Below are 17,410 nucleotides of genomic sequence, written 5' to 3'. Positions count from 1 at the left end.
GAGGCCGGCTGGATCACCGCCGACGACCTGCGCGCGCGGGCGAAGCTGTTCTCGAAGAACGCCTATGGCAAATATCTGCTGCGGGTGCTGGGCGAGTCCGAATAACGCCGGGGGCCGTCTGCCGGAAAAGATCGTCGCCTGTTTTTCGAAGGCAATCTTCAGAAAATATCAGCGCCGTCAGTTCCGATCTTTTCGTCACTAAATCCAACTGCACCGAGACGTGATCATGACCGAATCCGACTTAGCTCGCATCACTCATGAAAGATTATCAGAGCCAGGCAAAGGGCGCCTGATCGAACCCCTCTCGCTTTTCGCGGCGGTGCAAGAATCGCCCTGCCTCACCATGCAGTCCGGGAGTGAAGGTGCGCCCCCTGCAGTCGTGTCCAATCGAGGTTCCGGCAATGTCGTGTTCTCTGGCTTCTCTGCTTCAGCCGACAGGTTGCGGCTTAGGATCCATGGCTCCGACAACGTGGTTTTCGTGGGCGCCCACTTCCGTGGCGGCGGAGACATCGCAATAAACGGCAGCAATAACATGATCTATATTGGCGCATTCACGACAATCGGCAGTATCACTCTCAATCAATCGGGAGACGGGGGAAGTTTCATTGTTGGAGATCACTGCATGATCTCCAATCGCATCCAAGTCGGAAACACCGACGGCCATGCAATTTTTGACAAGACAACCGGAGAGCGGATAAATCCTGATCGGGACGTCTATATCGGCGATCGGGTCTGGATCGCGCGTGATGCGAGCATTGGCAAGGGAGCCAGAATAAATGACGGGGCGGTCGTGGGACAGAAGTCTCATGTCATCGGCACCTTGGACGCAGAATGCGTCTATGCCGGCATTCCCGCTCGGAAACTCCGCGAGGGGATTGTCTGGTCGAGAAGCGCCGAGAATTCCGTGGAGGAATGGCATGAAGGGGTTCATTACCAAAGGATCTTAGAGAAAAAGGCTGCGCTGATCGAAAGAATAAGTAGCGCGCAGCCTGATTGAACCTGGGCCGGCCCCAAAGCCGCCAAACAGTAAGTGGCAACGAGATCCGATCGGCCAGTCTGGATCGCTCTTGCCGCGATCATGCCGCCCGCTAGGGGCAGGAGATGGTCGAGGTCTCTTCGAACCGCACGAATGGCCCCGCGATCCGCAAGACCTGCGCGCAATTCGTGGAGATGTGCCGCCTGATCGGCTTGCTGAAGGGCGATTGCGTCGCCATTGACGGCAGCACGTTCAAGGCGGTGACTAATCGCGACAGGAACTTCACGAAGATCGCAGCCAGGGAGGCCCTCCACCACAGCGACCTGCATGCCATTGCCGACAAGGATTATTTCAGCGGCTCCGAAATCCGGGCATCACCACGACCGTGCCGCGCCCACCCGCATCCTCGCGCTTGGTCGGTCCTCAGGCCACCATAGGCCGCCCCTTCGCTCGAGGCATTCGCGGCTGCTCCGGCACGCTGCGACGGCGGACAGAGTTGTCCCCCGCGTGGATCTTTGCCCGGACCCGAGCCGCCCCCTGCCGCGTTCCGCCTGCGTCACCGCGAACCGGACGAGGATCCCCATGCCGACAGCCTCCCTCCTTGCCGACGATCTGGGCCACGGTGCCGAGACGCCCACCCGCATCCCGCTCTCGGGCTGGAAGCAGATCCTCCGCCGGGTCCGGGCCCAGATCGTCGAGGATCATGTCGGCGTCGTCGCTGCCGGCATCGCCTTCTACGGCCTGATCGCCGTGTTCCCCGCCATCGCGGCGCTGGTGGCGATTTCGGGGCTGGTCCTGGATCCCGCCGACCTGGGCAGCAGCATGGAGCGGATCTTCACGATGCTGCCGCCCGACGCCGCCGGGATCATCCGCGACCAGCTTCTGAAGGTAACCGACAGCGGAACCGGAACCGGGCTGGTGGCGGCTTCAGGCTTGGCGATCGCCCTTTACGGCGCGACCAGGGGGGTGATGACGCTGATCGAGGGGCTGAACATCGCCTATGACGAGGAGGAGACTCGCGGCTACCTGCGGCTCTACCTGACCGGCTTCGCGCTGACGCTGGGGCTGGTGGTCGGGCTGATCCTCGCCATCGGGCTGATCGTGGTGCTGCCCCTGGCCGCCGGGCTCCTGCGCCTGGGCGATGGGATGCAGGCGGCGATCTCGTGGATCACCTGGCCGATCCTGGCGGGCTTCGCGGTGCTGGGGCTGTCGGTGGTCTATCGCTTCGGCCCGTCGCGCAGGGCGGCGAAATGGCGCTGGCTCAGCCTGGGTGCGGCGCTGGCGGTCTGCGTCTGGATCGCCGCCTCGCTGGGTTTTTCGCTCTATGTCAGCAATTTCGCCAGCTATACCGAGACCTACGGCACCCTGGCCGGCGTGGTCGTGCTGCTGACCTGGCTGTGGCTGTCGGCCTATGTCATCCTGGCCGGAGCCGAGTTGAATGCCGAGATCGAGCAGCAGACCGCCCGCGACACCACGACCGGCGCGCCGAAGCCCATGGGCCGGCGCGGCGCGGTCAAGGCGGACACGCCGCCGCCGGGCATGGACTGGCCGGGCACCGAGGTCCGCGCCGCCCCCGCTGCGCGCGAGGAGGTTTCCCCGGGCCGCGAGCTGCTGCTGGCTTCAGCGCTGGCCCTGCGCGCCGCAAGCCGGATGACGAGACGGGGCGCGGGGAAGAAATGAGCTGCAAGCGGCGTGCCGGGCGGGGAACAGGCATGATCCGGGGGATCCGATGACCAGCAGCAAAAAGCGCGGAACGCGGGCCGGCAAGCGCCGACCCCGAAAGGCGACATCGCCGATGAAGGGCGGGCTGAAGCTGGCGGTCGATCTGGCCGCCTCGCTCGCGGCGGCGGCGCTGAAGGCGGTTGTGCCGCTTGTCGCGGCCCCGAAGCCCAAGGCGCCGCGCAAGGAGCGTGCCAGGGCCGCCGCGCCGGAAAAGCCCCCGCTCGCGACCCGGTCGATGCCGGCCGCGAGCGACCGCGCCGGCCTGCATCGATGCGAACATGGCGCGCGCCACTACAGGATCTTCAAGCCGGGCATGACGACGGCCGCGCCGCCGCTGCTGGTCATGCTGCACGGCTGCGGCCAGACCCCGGCCGACTTCGCCAAGGGAACCGGGATGAATGCCTTGGCCAAGACCTTCGGCCTGATCGTGGTCTATCCCGCGCAGCCGCGCGAGGCGCATCCGACCCGCTGCTGGAACTGGTTCCAGACCGAGGACATCCGCCGGGACGCGGGCGAGGCCGCCATCCTCGCCAGCCTGACGCGCGACCTGGTCAGGAAGCACGGCGCCGATCCGGCGCGGGTCTATGTCGCCGGCCTGTCCGCAGGCGCCTCGATGGCGCTGGCGTTGGCGCGCGCCTATCCCGAGCTGTTCGCGGCCGTGGGCGTGCATTCCGGATTGCCGGCGGGCGCGGCCCGCGACCAGGCCTCGGCGCTTGTGGCGATGCAGCGCGGCGATCCCGGCTTGCGCCGGATGCTGCCTATGCCGACGATCGTCTTCCACGGCAGCCATGACCGCGTGGTCAATCCCCGCAACGGACGGTTGGTGGTCTTGCGTGCCCGCGAGCCTTACCCCACGCTGCGCGGCACCGAGACCGCCGGCCAGGTGCCGAATGGCCGCGCCTATCGGCGGACCGTCTATCGCCTCGGCTCGGGCCGTTCGCTGGTCGAGCATTGGAACGTCGCGGGGTCGGGCCATGCCTGGTCCGGCGGTTCGTCCCGGGGTCGTTTCACCGACGAAAGGCCCGGACGCCTCGCGCGAGATGATCCGCTTTTTCCTGCGCCACAGCCTGTCGGCGCGGAAAAGGGCCGGCCTGGCCCGCACCATTCCCGACGCGCAGGACGAGCGGTCGCTCGGCCCGGCCAGTTGAACGGGTCGTCCCGGCTTTCACAGCCCGTTGTCCCTGGCCGGTGCCGATAATGAAGATCTTCAACGGCGGAGAATATCGGCTCCGAGGTGTTCCACACGCTGACGAAGGAGCTCTCGGCCTATCAAAAGAGTCAAGTTGCCGCGCACGTCAAGCGGGCGCAAATACTGGACTGCCCCCACCGAGTGGTCCGGGTTGATTGTTAGTGCATCGTCGGCCGCTGGTCTATTGGGATGACGGCTTCCGGTGCGGGTGGGCGGTATCCCAGGGAGCTGTGCGGCCTGACAGTGTTGTAGTGGCGGCGCCATCGCTCGATGAGGATCTGGGCCTCCCTGAGCGAATAGAAGACTTCTGCATCCAGGAGTTCGTCGCGGAATCGAGCGTTGAAGCTCTCGCAATACCCGTTCTCCCAGGGTGAACCCGGCTCGATGAACGCGGTCTTGGCACCAACTGCGCCGATCCAGCCCTGCACCTTCTTGGCAATGAATTCCGCGCCATTGTCGGACCTTATGAACGCAGGCGGGCCACGCAAGATGAACAGATCCGTCAGGGCGTCGATTACGTCGGTGGAATTGAGCCTGCGGTTTACACGGATCACCAGCGCCTCCTTCGTGAATTCGTCGATGATATTGAGCGTCCGAAACAGCCGTCCGTCATGTGTCCGGTCCTGAACGAAATCATAGGACCAGACGTGGTTCGGGTGCTCCGGCCGGAGACGGACGCAGGACCCGTCGTTCAACCAGAGCCGACCCTTCTTTGCCTGCTTTTGCGGGACCTTCAGCCCTTCACGCCGCCATATCCGTTCCACGCGTTTATGATTTACATGCCAACCGGCGTTGTTCAGCAATCCGGTGATCATCCGATAGCCATATCGCCCGTAGGTGCGAGCGAGCGTGATGATGTCTTCCGTCAGCCGTTCTTCGTCCGGGGCGCCGCAAGGAACCTTGCGTTGCGTCGAGCGGTGCTGCCCGAGGATGCGGCAGGCGCGGCGCTCGGATATGCCGAGCGCCTGCCGCACATGGTCAATGCACTGGCGACGGCGCGAAGGGCTTAGAAGTTTCCCCGTGCAGCCTCGCTCAGGATCATCTTGTCCAAGGTCAGATCTGACACCGCGCGCCGCAACCGCTGGTTCTCCGCCTCAAGCTCCTTGAGACGCTTCAGCTGATCCCGGTTCATGCCGCCATACTGCTTGCGCCAGCGATAATACGTCGGCTCGGTCACGCCGATCTGCCGCACCGCGTCGGAAATTGCCATTCCCTGTCCATGAAGCACTTCAATCTGTCGAAGCTTCAGAACGATGTCTTCCGGTTTGTCTCGCTTGCCTGCCATCTGATGGTCCTCCTGAACAGGATATTTCTATCCCAGTGGGTGGACCACTTCAGTGGGGGCACTCCAGTCATTGCCATTGCCGCCGAACAGGCTGTCGTTGCCGGCCTCGCCATAGAGCCTGTCGGCGCCGTCGCCGCCATAGGCCAGATCGGCGCCATTGCCGGCATAAAGGCTGTCGGCACCCGCACCGCCCAGCAGCCGGTCATTGCCGTCGCCGCCATAAAGCGCGTCGTTGCCGGCCTCGCCCGACAGGGTGTCCTTGCCGGCATCGCCCGACAGGGTGTCCTTGCCGGCATCGCCGTAAAGCGTGTCATGGCCGATGCCGCCGGACAGCAGGTCGTCGCCCGCTTCGCCCAGCAGCGTATCGTCGCCCGCACCGCCGAGCAGCCGGTCGCCGCCCGCGCCGCCGAAGATCTTGTCGCTGCCACCCATGCCCAGGATCGTGTCGGCGCCGGCATAGCCGGCCAGCGTCTCGGCCAGATCGGTGGCGCGCAGCACGTCGGCGCCCGCCATGAGCAGCCGCGTCACCGCCCCGTCGTCCGAACGCGCATAGGCATCGGCCAGGGCCGCCGCCGACAGCACCAGCCCCGCCGCCTCGAAGACGGTCTGGCCGACACGGGTGATGCGCAGTTCCTGCACCATGCCGGCCCGCAAGCCGCCGGGTCCGCCGCCGCCATAGGCGAGCCCGCTGCCCGTCAGCACCGCCTGGTTCGAGGCATCGTCGAACAGGCGCAGCTGCATGGCCGAGCGGCCGGCCCGGGCAAAGCCCAGGACCTGCGACCAGTCGATCAGCGTCATGTCGCGGATCGCGCCCTGGCCCTGGCGAAGGGTGATGATTGCCATGCGGTCACACTTTCAGGTTGAGGGGCAAAGATGCGTCTCGCTTGCCCGGATTGCAATCCCCTCGTTGCGCCCGATCACCGCGTGGCCTGCGCCAGCGGCGCCGCTGCAACGGTCCGTTGCGCCTTCTTGCGATAAAGCAGCCGGTCGGCCTGCTCCAGAAGCTCGCCGTGGTCCCAATGCGCGGCGCTGGCCATCGAGATGCCGATGCTGATCCCGGCCGAGACGGCAATGCCGCCCTTGCCGATGTCGATGGGCTGGCGCACCGCCTCGGACAGGCGCTCGGCTATCTGCTCGGCCTCGCGCATCTCGTCGCAGGGCATCAGCACGGCAAATTCGTCCCCGGCCCAACGGGCGGCGACATCGGCATCGCGCACGCAGCGATTCAGCCGGGCGGCGATCTCCTTCAGCACGACATCGCCGGCGGCATGGCCGAAATTGTCGTTGACGGGCTTGAACTTGTCGAGATCGCCGAACAGCAGCGCCAGGTCGCGGCGCGTGCCGTCCCGCGCCGCCAGCATGGCCAGCAGCCGCTTGTTGAAGCCGGCGCGGTTCAGAAGCCCGGTCAGCGGATCGGTCTCGGCCGCGCCCTGCAGGGCCAGGTGGCGGGCATAGGCCTGGGTGGCGTCCTGGAACACCACGACGCCGCCGATCGGCTGCCCGTCGGGGTCGCGCACGACCGAGGCCGAGCTGCTGATCGGGATGGCCTTGCCCTCGCGCGAGCGCGGCAGCACATGCGCGGCCGCAGCCCGGCCGGGCCAAGCCAGCGGCGTGACGCTCAGGCGCTCGCCCTCCGCCGTTTCCAGCGGCATGACCTGGGACAGCGGGCGGTTGCCAAGCGCGGTCCAGCCGGTCATTGCATCGACCGGGCCGCGATGGACGCCGACACCGCCCGTCCGACGGTCGCCGCCGACCTGGCCCGCCCGCAAGCGCCGCAGGGCGTGCTTGGCATCCTCGTCGCGGCGTTGGCGGCGCACCGCGCCGCCGGGACCGCGCCCTTCACGGTGCTTTGCTGCGACAACCTGCCCGACAACGGCGCGCTGCTGCGGGCAGGCGTGCTGGGCTTCGCCCGCCGCTCGGATCCCGCGTTGGCGGAATGGATAGCGGAAACCGTCGCCTTTCCCGCGACCATGGTGGACCGCATCACCCCGGCGGTGACCGGGCGCACGCTGGCCGATGTCGAGACCATGACCGGCCACCGCGACCTCGCCTGCGTCGAGTCCGAGTCCTTCAGCCAATGGGTGATCGAGGATCATTTCCCCCAAGGCCGCCCCGCGTGGGAGGCCGGCGGCGCCCAGTTCGTCCGCGACGTGCGCGCGCATGAGGCGATGAAGCTGCGGATGCTGAACGGCAGCCATTCGCTGATGGCCTATGCCGGGCAGATCCTGGGCCAGCCCCATATCCGCGAGGCGGTCGCCGACCCGATGCTGGCCGCGCTGGTGCGGCGCCATTTGCGCGCGGCGGGGGCGACGCTGCCACCCGGGGCCGGGCTGGACGTCGCGGCCTATGCCGATGCCCTGATGGCCCGCTTCGCCAACCCCGCCATTGCGCACAAGACCAGCCAGGTGGCCACGGACGGCACCGAGAAGCTGCCGCAGCGCTGGTTCGCCCCCTCGGTCGAGTTGTTGGCGCGGGGCGGCGATCCCCGCCCCTTCGCCTTCGCCACCGGGGTCTGGCTGGCCTGGCTGGCCGGGCTGGCCAGCCGCGACGAGGCCCCGGACGACCCGCGCGCCGCGGCCCTGCTGGATCTTGCCCGGCGCGCGGAAGGCGACGACGCGGCGCTGGTCGCGGGCGTGCTGGCCCTGCCTGGCCTCGCCCCCGAGGCCTTGCGCGCCGGCGCCTTCGCCGACACCGCCCGCGACACCCTGTCCCGCATTCGGGCCAAGGGGCTGAGCGCCGTCATGCAGGCCGAGTTGGCGGCATGAGCGGGCGCATCCTCTCAATCGGCGAGGCCATGGTCGAGCTTTCGGGCGCGGGCCAGCCCGACCTCTGGCGGCTGGGCATCGCCGGCGACACGCTGAACACCGCTTGGTATGTGCGCCGCCTGCTGCCCGAAAGCTGGCAGGTCGCCTATTGCAGCCGGGTCGGGCGCGGCGAATTCTCGCAGCGGATGATCGACTTTCTTGCGACCGAAGGCATCGACGCAAGCCATGTCAGCCGCGACCCCACGCGCGAGATCGCCCTTTACGCGATCTCGCTGAAGGACGGCGAACGCAGCTTCAGCTATTGGCGCGACACCTCGGCGGCGAAGCGGCTGGCCGACGATCCGGCCGCGCTGGCCGAGGCAATGCGGGACGCTGACATCGCCTATTTCTCGGGCATCACGCTGGGCATCCTGCTCGAGGCGGGGCGCACGGCGCTGCTCCATGCGCTTGCGGCGGCGCGCAAGGATGGCACGCAGGTGGTCTTCGACCCGAACCTGCGGCCCCGGCTGTGGCCCGATGCCACGACCATGCGCCGCGAGATCGAAGCCGCTGCCGGCATCGCCGACCTGGTCCTGCCCAGTTTCGACGACGAGCGTGATTTCTTCGCCGACGTCGATCCGCAGGCCACGGTGGCGCGCTACCTCGCGCATGGCGCCGGGCAGGTGCTGGTCAAGGCCGGCGGCGGCCCGGTGCATTACGGCGGGCGCGAGGGGGCCGGCGTCATCGACGGCTTGCCGCGTGAGGTGCCTGTGGACACAACCTCGGCGGGTGACAGCTTCAACGCCGGCTACTTGGCCGCACGCCTTGTGGGCGTGGACATTCCCGAGGCGATCCGCCGTGCCCATGACCTAAGTCGCAAGGTGATCCGCCAGCGCGGCGCCCTGGTCCGCGAAGCTTTCACATAGGAAGCCGAGATATCGGCCACGCAACGGAGACGGCCGGGTCGGGATGTTTCCTGTCCGGCAGCCCGACCCGAGCGCCTGGTATGCCGAGTGAACGTGCTGCAAGGAAACTAGCGCCGCACATAGGCAGATATTCCTTTCCAAGAGGACCACCTGCCGTTCGATGATCGACTACAGCGCGGCTGTGGCGGGGGGCTGTTGCTTGTCTCTCACAGCGAGGTTTGTGCGCGGACAACGTAGCGTGCAATTCCGGAGGACAGCCCGGTATGGGCGCCGACAGCCGCGAAACGTCGGCATAGGCGCGCGCCGGGATCACGGCTACTGCTCCGCCTGCCGACAAGCCGGGGACGAAAGCGGCCGTACTGGAAAGTCAAGAATCCTGAGTGAGCAGTAATTCGCGGCAACATATCATTGTTGACGCGGCTTCTCCGAAGACGAAGTATCAGCGAGCCCGGGATCTGGCACATGATGACTAGGGTCACCTTACCAGATGTCCGCAAAGGCACGGATCAACGACAGGCATTGACTGCCTGATGCTGTTGTTCGAGGTGCGGCTATTTCACTACTTGGGCCGATGCAGAGTGCATCCCGGACCGGCCGCTTCAAATCCCCCGCGTCATGCTGCAGACGCTTGCCCCGGACCGGTGCGTTTCGCGAAATATTGCCGCAAAACGACCAGGCCGAGGATTGCCGCACCGATTGCGGTAGAGATCATCTCCGGCGCGATCATCATCAGCGCTGCGATGGGCAGAAGCATTCGCTCGACCAGCAGCAGCGGTCCAAGAAGCCAGTTCGTGATCGCTGCCGACAGGGCCACAATGCCCAGTACCGCGCCGGTGAAGGCCAGCAGGAAATCGGGCAGCGTGAAGGATTGCGTCACCAGCAGCAACGAGGGCGAGAAGACGAAGACGAAGGGCACCATGGCCTTGCCCATCGACAGCCGGAAGGCGGTGTTGCCGGCCTTGAAGCCGTTTGCGCCCGCGATCCCAGCGCCGGCATAGGCCGCCAGCGCCACTGGCGGCGTCACGTCGGCCAGAACGCCGAAATAGAAGACAAAGAAATGCGCCACCAGCGGTTCGACATTCATCATGCCCAGGACGGGGGCGGCCACGGCGACCATGATGATGTAGTTTGCCGTCGTCGGCACGCCGCAGCCCATCAGGACGCAGACCACCGCCGTCATCAGCAGGGTGAACAGCAGCGTCAGCGTCTGGATGCTGAACAGTTCGAACGGCAGGCCGGCCAGCAGCCCGTGCAGCCCGGCGGCCCAGTTCGCCGCGACCGAGGTGACCATGAAGGCGATCTTGAAGCCCACGCCGGTCAGGGTGACGATGCCGATCACCACGCCGACCAGCGCCGCCGCCGCCGTTACCGCCAGTGATTGCCGTGCGCCAGAGACGAAACCGTCGTAGATGCCGGCGCCGGTTTCCCTGATTCCCTCCAGTATGCCGGCCGCCATTATCCGCTGGATCAGATAGACCGCCATGCAGGCGGTGATGGCCCAGAAGGCCGACAGGAAGGGTGTGCGGCCGGACATCAGCATCCACACGAGCAGCACCAGCGGAAACACCGACAGCCAGCCCTCGCGCAGGACGTGCCACGCCTTGGGCAGCTCCTCCTGGCGCAGGCCGCGGATGCCGAGGCGCTTGGCCTCCAGATGCACCTGAACCAGCACGCCGAAGAAATGCATGAAGGCCGGCACGACGGCGGCGATCAGGATGGTGCGCAGCGGGATGCCCAGGTATTCGACCATCAGGAAGGCGACTGCCCCCATCACCGGTGGGGTGATCTGCCCGCCGGTCGAGGACGCCGCCTCGACCGCGGCCGCGAAATGGCGCTTGAAGCCGATCTTGATCATGGCCGGGATGGTCAGCGCGCCGGTGGTCACAGTATTGGCGATGGACGAGCCCGAGATCGTGCCCAGCATTGCCGAGGAAATGACCGAAACCTTGGCCGGCCCGCCGGCGAAGCGCCCGGCCAGCGCGGTCGCCAGGTCGATGAAAAGCTGCCCCAGTCCGATCTTCTGTGCCATGACACCGAAGAGCACGAAATGGAACACATAGGTGGCGATGACGCCAAGCGCAGTGCCGTAAATGCCCTGCGAGGTCAGGTAGAGGTGATTGATGATCGTCCTCCAGTCCGCGCCGGGATGGACCAGGATGCCGGGCATCGACTTTCCGAAATAGGCATAGCCGATGAAGAGGGCCGCAATGACCGGTAGCGGCCAGCCCATCGAGCGGCGCACGGCCTCCATCAGCACGACCAGCAGCACCGTGCCCATGGCGATGTCGATGGGCAGCGGGTTGCCGACGCGGAACTGCAACTGATCGTAGATCCAAGGCACATAGAAGGCGCTGATGGCGCCTCCGATGGCCAGGATCCAATCCGTCACCGGAACGCCGAGGACGGCAAGGCCGTCTGTCCGGTGGCGGTTGCGGGCCAGGGCCGAGAAGCTGAGGAAAATGACGAACAGCGACACGCCCATATGCAGACCGCGATGCGTGGTCGCGCGCGGGATGCCGAAGCCCGCCGTATAGAAGTGATAGCAGGACAGCAGGAACAGGATCACGCCGGTCAGAATGGCGACGGGACGCGTCACCGTGCGAAAGCGGGCCTCGGGGTCGTATTCCTCTTCCAGCGCGCGAAGCTGATCCTCGGAAAGCTGGGGGGTGGTCTGGGTCATGCGGAATTCCTGCCGTGCAGTTCAAAGGCCAAGGGACGCGGCCGAACCTCGGCCGCATCCCCCGTCGGCTTGCGTGCCTGCTTATTCCAGCTTGCCGGCCTCTTTGTAGAAACGCTCGGCGCCGGGGTGGAAGGGGATACCGGCACCCAGAGTCGCATTGTCCAGGGTGATCTGTTTGCCCTTGGCATGGCCGGCGGCGAACAGTCTCTGGGTGTTCTCGTTATAAAGGGCCTTGGTGATGCCGTAGATCAGCTCTTCGGGCTGGTCGGCGCTGGTCACAAGCTGCGCCCCGACCGAGAGGGTGGCGGCATCGGCATCCTGCCCGTCATAAGTCCCGGCTGGAACGGTGTCGGCGGCAAAGAAGCTGTAGGTCTCGCGCAGCTTGTCGGCCTCGGGGCCGGTGATGGGCACCAGGGTCACGTCATGCTGGCTGGCGAGTTCCGCGATCGCGCCTGCCGGGTAGCCGCCGACGAAGAAAAAGGCGTCCATCGCGCCGTCGCGCATGCGGTCCGCCGCCTGGTCCGGCTTGAGATATTCCGGGGTAATGTCCTTTTCGGACAGGCCGTATGCGTCAAGGATGATCTTGGCGTCGACCAGCGTGCCCGAGCCGGGCTCGTCCAGCGAAACCCGCTTTCCCTTGAGATCGGCGACCGAAGCGATGCCCGCGTCCTTGCGCGCCACCAGATGGATGCTTTCCGGATAGAGGTTGGCGATCAACCGAAGCTTTTCGACGGCAGGCTGGCCTTCCCACAAGCCAGTGCCGGTCTGCGCCCAATAAGCTACGTCGGACTGGCTGAAGCCGGCTTCCATGGCGCCGCCGTTGATCGCGTTGACATTACCCACGGAACCGTTCGAAGCCACCGCCGTCGAAACCAGCCCCGGCACTCCGCAAGAACCGCCATCCTCGCAGGGGCGCGAGCCCGGTGCGTTGGAAATCGCATTCGCGATCAATCCACCGATCGGGTAATAGGTGCCAGCCGTGCCGCCGGTGCCGATGCGAAAGAACGACATCTCTTGCGCCGAAGCGGCTGGGCCGAGCGAGGCGGCGATGGCAATGGCGGCGAGGAATGTCCTGAGTTTCATCTGCATCTCCCTGTTTTCCAGATCGTCTGGGTCGAGGCTAGTCCAGAGCCGCCGACAATGACAACCACTCCAAGGCGGCGAAAATGTGCCGTTGCGTCACGTCCCGAAGGCCGCGCCGCGCCGGCGCCGGCCAAACCCGTCGGTCCCGGCAACCGATCGCGGCGGCACGGGTCTGGGTGCCGATCCTCGTGGGCATCATGGCGGGGGCCTTCACGGCCTATCTGGCGATGAAGGGGCTGAAGCAGCTGGTCGAGATCTCGACGCGCGCGGCGCTGTTGCTGGGCCTGCTGGCGGGGTTCTGCTCATGGCTGCTGATGATCCCGGTCACCCGCCGCCAGTCCGAGGGGCTGGAGAATCGCAACAAGTCGCTGAAGGTGCTGTTCGGCATTCCCCTGGTCGCCTCGGCGGCGCTGCTCAGCTTTGCCCATGGGGCGAATGACGTCGCCAATGCCGTCGGTCCGCTGGCGGCCATCGTGCAGACCGTGACGACCGGAAACTTCAACGGCGATGTGGTCATTCCCCTGTGGGTCATGCTGATCGGCGCCTTCGGGATCTCTTTCGGGCTGAGCCTGTTCGGTCCCAAGCTGATCCGCATGGTCGGAAACGAGATCACCAAGATGGGCTGACCGAAAACTGTCCACCTGACGTTCTGCCCAGCCGCAAGAGGACCAAGGACGTGAAATTTCCTGTTCAGGCAGCGCCCTCGCGCCGGCGCAGCTTGATGGCGTCCGCCAGCCACAGCCGGGCCAGCCCGTGATACAGCGGTTCGGGCGACAGCAGGCGCGACACGCCAAAGCCCAGCATCGCGGCGGCCATGATGGGCAGGGCATGTTCCTGCGTCGCGGTCATCTCCATGACGATGACGAAAGCGGTCATCGGCGATTGCACGACCCCGGCGAAATAGGCCGCCATCCCCAGCACGGCCGCAAAGCTGAGCGAGGCCGCGAACAGCCCGCCGATCACATTGCCCAGCCCCGCGCCGACCGAAAGCGACGGCGCGAACATGCCGCCCGGAATGCCCGATACGGTCGAGGCCAGTGTCGCCAGCAGCTTGGCCAGGAAAAACCCGGCGGGCAATTGCTCGCCCTGCACCGCCAGCCGCGCCTCAGCGTAGCTGGTGCCGAATGTCGTTCCGCCGCTGACGAGCCCCAGCACCGCCACCGCCAGCCCCGCGGCCCCCGCGACGACGAAAAGCTTGCGCCCGGGCGCCAGCTTCCAGCGCCGGACGCGCCGGGTCAGGGACAGCACCGACCGGCTGAACCCCGCGCCAAGCGCGCCGCCCGCAATCCCCACCGCGCCGACCAGCAGCCAGTCGCGCGGGAAATTGCCATAGGCCACGGCCTCGCCGAAATAGGTGTAGCTGCCCGAGATCGCCAGCGCCGCGATCCCGGCGATCACCACCGTCGAAAGCACCAGGCCATTGGTGCGGCTTTGATAGGTGCGGGCCATTTCCTCGATGGCGAAGACGATGCCGGCCAGCGGGGTGTTGAATGCGGCCGCGATTCCGGCAGCCGAGCCGGCAAGGATCAGCCCCTTGGCCTGGGCTAGGTGCCCGACGCGCGCGCTGGCCAGCATGATGGCCGCGCCGATCTGGACGGTCGGGCCCTCGCGCCCGATCGAGGCGCCGCAGAGCAGGCCCCACAGCGTCAGCAGAAACTTTCCGACGGCGATCCTCAGGGTCAGGTATAGCCTCCGCTCCTCGCCCTCGAGAGCGCGGGCGGCGATGGCTTGGGGGATGCCGCTGCCTTGCGCGCCGGGAAAATATCGTTGCGCGAGCCATGCCGAAGAAATGAAGCCCGCCGGGACCACCAGAAGCAGCCAAGGCGAGGTCCCTCCGGCTGAGAGATGGCGGAACGCCTCGGTTGCCAGATCCGCCAGCCTGGCGAAGGCGCTGCTGACCAGCCCGACCAGCACGGCGCCGCACCAGAAGACCATCCGCCCGCGCCATTGCTCCCGGCTCGTGATCAGCGCGCGCGAGCGTCGGAGGATGCGAAACCGGGGGCGAAGCATGGGTATTCTGATCCTGTGTCGATAGGCTTCGCGCGGGGCGGGCAAGCAGGGGGCCAGATTTGGGATCTGCCCTGCATTTCATGGCCCGGCTAGGAAGACAAATACAAACCGGGCCGGGCACGACCGCCCGGCCCGGCCAGTCTCAGGCCAGTTCCCGCCTCTCGGCCATCAGGCCCTGCACGATGGCCCAGCAGGCGCCCAGCAGCACCAGCGTGAAGGGCAGGCCGGTCGAAACCGCCATCGCCTGCAGGGCCGCCAGCCCGCCGCCCAGCAGGAGCGCAATGGCGACCAGACCCTCGAAGCTGCACCAGAAGATGCGCTGCGGCACCGGCGCATGGATCTTGCCGCCCGCCGCGATGGTGTCGATCACCAGCGAACCGGAATCCGAGGAGGTGACGAAGAACACGATCACCAGCACGATGCCGATGAAGCTGGAAATCGTGGTCAGCGGCAGCTGCGACAGCATCTGGAACAGTTGCAGTTCCAGCGCCGCATCGGCCACACCCGAGAAGCCCGCCAACGTCTCGGAAATCGCGGTGCCGCCGAAGGCCGTCATCCACAGCACCGAGATCAGCGAGGGCACGATCAGCACAGCGGTCAGGAATTGCCGCACGGTGCGGCCGCGCGACACCCGGGCGATGAACATGCCGACAAAGGGTGACCAGCTGATCCACCAGGCCCAGTAGAAGGCCGTCCAGCCGTGACGGAAATTGTCGTCAGTGCGGCCGAAGGGGTTCGACAGCGGCAGGATCTTGGTGCCGTAAGCGGCCAGATTGCCGAAGAAGCCGGTCAGGATCTGCCAGGTCGGCCCAGTGAGGATCACGAAGAGCAGCAGCAGGACCGCCAGCACCATGTTGATCTCGGACAGGCGCTTGACGCCCTTTTCGACGCCCAGCACCACCGAGGCCGTGGCCACTCCGGTGATGATGACGATCAGCACGATCTTGGCAGTCAGCGCGGTGCTCCAGCCGAACAGGAAATGGAACCCCGCCGATGCCTGCTCGGCGCCGATTCCCAGCGAGGTGGCCAGCCCGAACAGCGTCGCCATCACCGCCAGCACATCCACGACATGGCCCGGCCAGCCCCAGACCCGTTCCCCCAGGATCGGATAAAAGACCGAGCGCAGGGTCAGCGGCAGCCCCTTGTTATAGGCAAACAGCGCCAGGGCCAGCGCGACCACCGCATAGATCGCCCAGGGGTGCAGGCCCCAGTGAAAGATTGTCGCGGCCATCGCCAGACGCCGCGCGCCCAGTTCGTCCCCCGGCGCGCCGTCCAGCGGCGCCCAGTCGGTGCGCACGCCGTTCTCGACCACCGGCCCCCCCAGGGCGGCGGTGAAATGCCCCAGGGGCTCGCTGACGCCGTAAAACATCAGGCCGATGCCCATGCCGGCGGCAAAGAGCATGGAGAACCAGCCGGTCAGGGAGAAATCCGGCGCGGCCTCGGGACCGCCCAACCGGACCGAGCCCAGCGGCGACAGGATCAGGCCAAGGCACAGCAGCACGAAGACATTCCCGGCGATCAGGAAGAACCAGTCGAAATTGCTGGTGACGACGTCGCGCAATCCGCCGAAGAACGGCCCCAGGACCGAGGGGAATAGCAGCGTGGCCGCAGTGAAGACCACCACCGCGACGCCGGAAATCATGAAAACCGGGTTGTGGATGTCGAACGCAACCGGCTTGACGCCTTCGATATTGTCCTGGCCGATCTCGTAATCGGTCGCGATGATCTGGGTCGGGCCCTCAGGCGGCGGCAGGGCCTCGATGCCAGCGTCGGCGATCAACGGTTCGAATGGGCTTATCTGTGACATGCGTCCCTTTCTCATTTGGGTTCGATCGGGCGCCGAAAGCTTCGACTCGACGCGAAATGCGCCTGGGGCACCCAGAGTTTCACAGTTTCTTTATAATTGCCATCCGCTGGGCGGCCGCCGCGAAGGCAGCCCCACACGACTTTTCAATGTGGCGTGGCCGTGTCATACCCGCCCTAAGGCGGCCAGCCTTATTTACAGCACCGGCGGCTGCCTTGAGCCTCGTTCAATTGGCTTCCCGATCTACCTGTGCGCCATCACCACGCTGCTAGCCAGCCTGACTGCATAGCCGGAGGCTGCACAGCACCGGCCGCATCGCCGCCACTCCGATGGCCTTGTGCTCTAGTTTCGCAGACATTCCGTAGCGCAGCAGCGCATTGCGGCAACGCAGTGAGACATCGTCGAGCCACGCCTGATCATCACCTGAGCTGCTCCCCGGAAATCGGACAGTGACGGAAGCTACGATCTGACGTTTGCTGGTCTCCAAGAACGAGGAGATCAGGAATGCGGAAACGCAGAAACCATGACGCGGGCTTCAAGGCGCGCGTGGCGCTCGAGGCCGTTAAGGGCGAGCGCACTGTGTCAGAGCTGGCGGGCGAATACGGCGTGCATCCGACGATGATCCATCAATGGAAGAAGGCGCTGCTCGACGGAGCTGCGGATATCTTCGAGCGCGGCGGCAAGAAGCCCTCGACGGAGGTGGATGAAGAGACGGTCCGATCACTGCATGCCAAGATCGGGGAGCTGGCTGTCGCCAACGATTTTTTGTCACGAAAGCTCAAGCCGTGGACCGGAAAGTGAGGCGTGGGATGATCGAACGGAACCACCCGGCGCTGTCCATCGGGGCGCAGTGCCGCCTGCTGTCGATCTCGCGCTCGTCGTTCTACCACGAGCCGGCTGGAGAGACGGATCAGAACCTCGGCCTGATGCGGCTGATCGACCGGCAGTTCCTCGACACGCCGTTCTATGGGGTTCGCCAGATGACCTGGCA

The 17,410-nt window shown here is 66.1% G+C and carries 13 protein-coding genes and 3 pseudogenes; 9 read left to right on the top strand and 7 right to left on the bottom strand.

Annotation, left to right across the window (positions count from 1 at the left end):
- Nucleotides 1-226: 226 nt before the first annotated feature.
- The 4 genes and pseudogenes from ASV56_RS23575 (at nucleotide 227) to ASV56_RS11990 (ending at nucleotide 3,896) form a co-directional block, all read left to right on the top strand.
- Complete coding sequence (locus ASV56_RS23575; RefSeq protein ID WP_156429130.1) at nucleotides 227-997, top strand: acyltransferase; 771 nt, start codon at nucleotides 227-229, stop codon at nucleotides 995-997.
- A gap of 125 nt (nucleotides 998-1,122) precedes the next feature.
- Nucleotides 1,123-1,284, top strand: a pseudogene (locus ASV56_RS25040) (IS5/IS1182 family transposase); the annotation flags it as partial.
- 274 nt (nucleotides 1,285-1,558) lie between these two features.
- A complete protein-coding gene (locus ASV56_RS11995) occupies nucleotides 1,559-2,656 on the top strand; it encodes a YihY/virulence factor BrkB family protein (RefSeq protein WP_082724797.1) in 1,098 nt (365 codons plus the stop codon).
- 49 nt (nucleotides 2,657-2,705) lie between these two features.
- Entirely contained in the window at nucleotides 2,706-3,896 is a 1,191-nt protein-coding gene (locus tag ASV56_RS11990; RefSeq protein WP_082724796.1) for an extracellular catalytic domain type 1 short-chain-length polyhydroxyalkanoate depolymerase, read from the top strand.
- A 149-nt stretch (nucleotides 3,897-4,045) separates the two neighbouring features.
- On the opposite strand, the gene ASV56_RS11985 is transcribed toward ASV56_RS11990, so the two are convergent.
- The 3 genes from ASV56_RS11985 to ASV56_RS11970 all read right to left on the bottom strand — a co-directional run bounded on the left by ASV56_RS11985 (nucleotide 4,046) and on the right by ASV56_RS11970 (nucleotide 6,869).
- Nucleotides 4,046-5,172 (bottom strand): IS3 family transposase gene (locus ASV56_RS11985; RefSeq protein WP_152988090.1). Its coding sequence is split into 2 segments (ribosomal slippage): nucleotides 4,046-4,908 and nucleotides 4,908-5,172, totalling 1,128 coding nucleotides; the frame shifts between segments, so codons are not numbered across the junction.
- 27 nt (nucleotides 5,173-5,199) lie between these two features.
- The gene (locus tag ASV56_RS23965; protein WP_062562163.1) at nucleotides 5,200-6,015 is read right to left on the bottom strand and encodes a calcium-binding protein; all 816 of its coding nucleotides are present in this window, start codon (nucleotides 6,013-6,015) and stop codon (nucleotides 5,200-5,202) included.
- Nucleotides 6,016-6,089: 74 nt separating this feature from the next.
- Nucleotides 6,090-6,869: a diguanylate cyclase domain-containing protein gene (locus ASV56_RS11970; RefSeq protein ID WP_082724820.1), complete on the bottom strand. Its 780-nt coding sequence runs from the start codon at nucleotides 6,867-6,869 to the stop codon at nucleotides 6,090-6,092.
- Nucleotides 6,870-6,887: 18 nt separating this feature from the next.
- On the opposite strand from ASV56_RS11970, the gene ASV56_RS11965 reads away from it, so the two are divergent.
- A complete protein-coding gene (locus ASV56_RS11965; RefSeq protein WP_253879970.1) occupies nucleotides 6,888-7,937 on the top strand; it encodes a mannitol dehydrogenase family protein in 1,050 nt (349 codons plus the stop codon).
- Nucleotides 7,934-8,842 carry a sugar kinase gene (locus tag ASV56_RS11960; protein ID WP_062562161.1) on the top strand — a complete coding sequence of 303 codons (909 nt, stop codon included), beginning with the start codon at nucleotides 7,934-7,936 and terminating at the stop codon, nucleotides 8,840-8,842. The genes ASV56_RS11965 and ASV56_RS11960 overlap by 4 nt, the downstream gene beginning before the upstream one ends.
- Nucleotides 8,843-9,455: 613 nt before the next feature.
- Here the strand turns inward: ASV56_RS11960 and ASV56_RS11955 are convergent.
- Both ASV56_RS11955 and ASV56_RS11950 read right to left on the bottom strand, forming a co-directional pair.
- Entirely contained in the window at nucleotides 9,456-11,522 is a 2,067-nt protein-coding gene (locus ASV56_RS11955) for a TRAP transporter permease (RefSeq protein WP_062562160.1), read from the bottom strand.
- An 81-nt stretch (nucleotides 11,523-11,603) separates the two neighbouring features.
- Nucleotides 11,604-12,605 carry a TAXI family TRAP transporter solute-binding subunit gene (locus ASV56_RS11950; protein WP_062562334.1) on the bottom strand — a complete coding sequence of 334 codons (1,002 nt, stop codon included), beginning with the start codon at nucleotides 12,603-12,605 and terminating at the stop codon, nucleotides 11,604-11,606.
- Nucleotides 12,606-12,760: 155 nt separating this feature from the next.
- Between ASV56_RS11950 and ASV56_RS11945 the strand changes: the two are divergent.
- A pseudogene (locus ASV56_RS11945) lies at nucleotides 12,761-13,225 on the top strand (inorganic phosphate transporter); the annotation flags it as partial.
- 70 nt (nucleotides 13,226-13,295) lie between these two features.
- On the opposite strand, the gene ASV56_RS11940 reads toward ASV56_RS11945, so the two are convergent.
- Nucleotides 13,296-14,615, bottom strand: a complete 1,320-nt coding sequence (locus ASV56_RS11940; protein WP_062562158.1) for a chloride channel protein — start codon at nucleotides 14,613-14,615, stop codon at nucleotides 13,296-13,298.
- Nucleotides 14,616-14,757: 142 nt separating this feature from the next.
- Nucleotides 14,758-16,422 (bottom strand): BCCT family transporter, encoded by a 1,665-nt coding sequence (locus ASV56_RS11935; protein WP_062562157.1) that lies wholly within the window; start codon nucleotides 16,420-16,422, stop codon nucleotides 14,758-14,760.
- A gap of 501 nt (nucleotides 16,423-16,923) precedes the next feature.
- On the opposite strand from ASV56_RS11935, the gene ASV56_RS11930 reads away from it, so the two are divergent.
- Nucleotides 16,924-17,220: a transposase gene (locus ASV56_RS11930; RefSeq protein ID WP_062560391.1), complete on the top strand. Its 297-nt coding sequence runs from the start codon at nucleotides 16,924-16,926 to the stop codon at nucleotides 17,218-17,220.
- Nucleotides 17,221-17,228: 8 nt separating this feature from the next.
- A pseudogene (locus ASV56_RS23960) lies at nucleotides 17,229-17,410 on the top strand (IS3 family transposase); the annotation flags it as partial.

Source organism: Paracoccus aminovorans, from assembly GCF_001546115.1.
In the GTDB taxonomy this organism is placed as follows: Bacteria; Pseudomonadota; Alphaproteobacteria; order Rhodobacterales; family Rhodobacteraceae; genus Paracoccus; species Paracoccus aminovorans_B.
Note: the sequence above shows the minus strand (reverse complement) of the source record. Positions and strands in the feature narration are given on the sequence as shown.

Coding starts and splice junctions, on each gene's coding strand:
- ASV56_RS23575 (WP_156429130.1), top strand. CDS start 227: ATGACCGAATCCGACTTAGCTCGCATCACTCATGAAAGATTATCAGAG.
- ASV56_RS11995 (WP_082724797.1), top strand. CDS start 1,559: ATGCCGACAGCCTCCCTCCTTGCCGACGATCTGGGCCACGGTGCCGAG.
- ASV56_RS11990 (WP_082724796.1), top strand. CDS start 2,706: ATGACCAGCAGCAAAAAGCGCGGAACGCGGGCCGGCAAGCGCCGACCC.
- ASV56_RS23965 (WP_062562163.1), bottom strand. CDS start 6,015: ATGGCAATCATCACCCTTCGCCAGGGCCAGGGCGCGATCCGCGACATG.
- ASV56_RS11970 (WP_082724820.1), bottom strand. CDS start 6,869: ATGACCGGCTGGACCGCGCTTGGCAACCGCCCGCTGTCCCAGGTCATG.
- ASV56_RS11965 (WP_253879970.1), top strand. CDS start 6,888: ATGGACGCCGACACCGCCCGTCCGACGGTCGCCGCCGACCTGGCCCGC.
- ASV56_RS11960 (WP_062562161.1), top strand. CDS start 7,934: ATGAGCGGGCGCATCCTCTCAATCGGCGAGGCCATGGTCGAGCTTTCG.
- ASV56_RS11955 (WP_062562160.1), bottom strand. CDS start 11,522: ATGACCCAGACCACCCCCCAGCTTTCCGAGGATCAGCTTCGCGCGCTG.
- ASV56_RS11950 (WP_062562334.1), bottom strand. CDS start 12,605: ATGAAACTCAGGACATTCCTCGCCGCCATTGCCATCGCCGCCTCGCTC.
- ASV56_RS11940 (WP_062562158.1), bottom strand. CDS start 14,615: ATGCTTCGCCCCCGGTTTCGCATCCTCCGACGCTCGCGCGCGCTGATC.
- ASV56_RS11935 (WP_062562157.1), bottom strand. CDS start 16,422: ATGTCACAGATAAGCCCATTCGAACCGTTGATCGCCGACGCTGGCATC.
- ASV56_RS11930 (WP_062560391.1), top strand. CDS start 16,924: ATGCGGAAACGCAGAAACCATGACGCGGGCTTCAAGGCGCGCGTGGCG.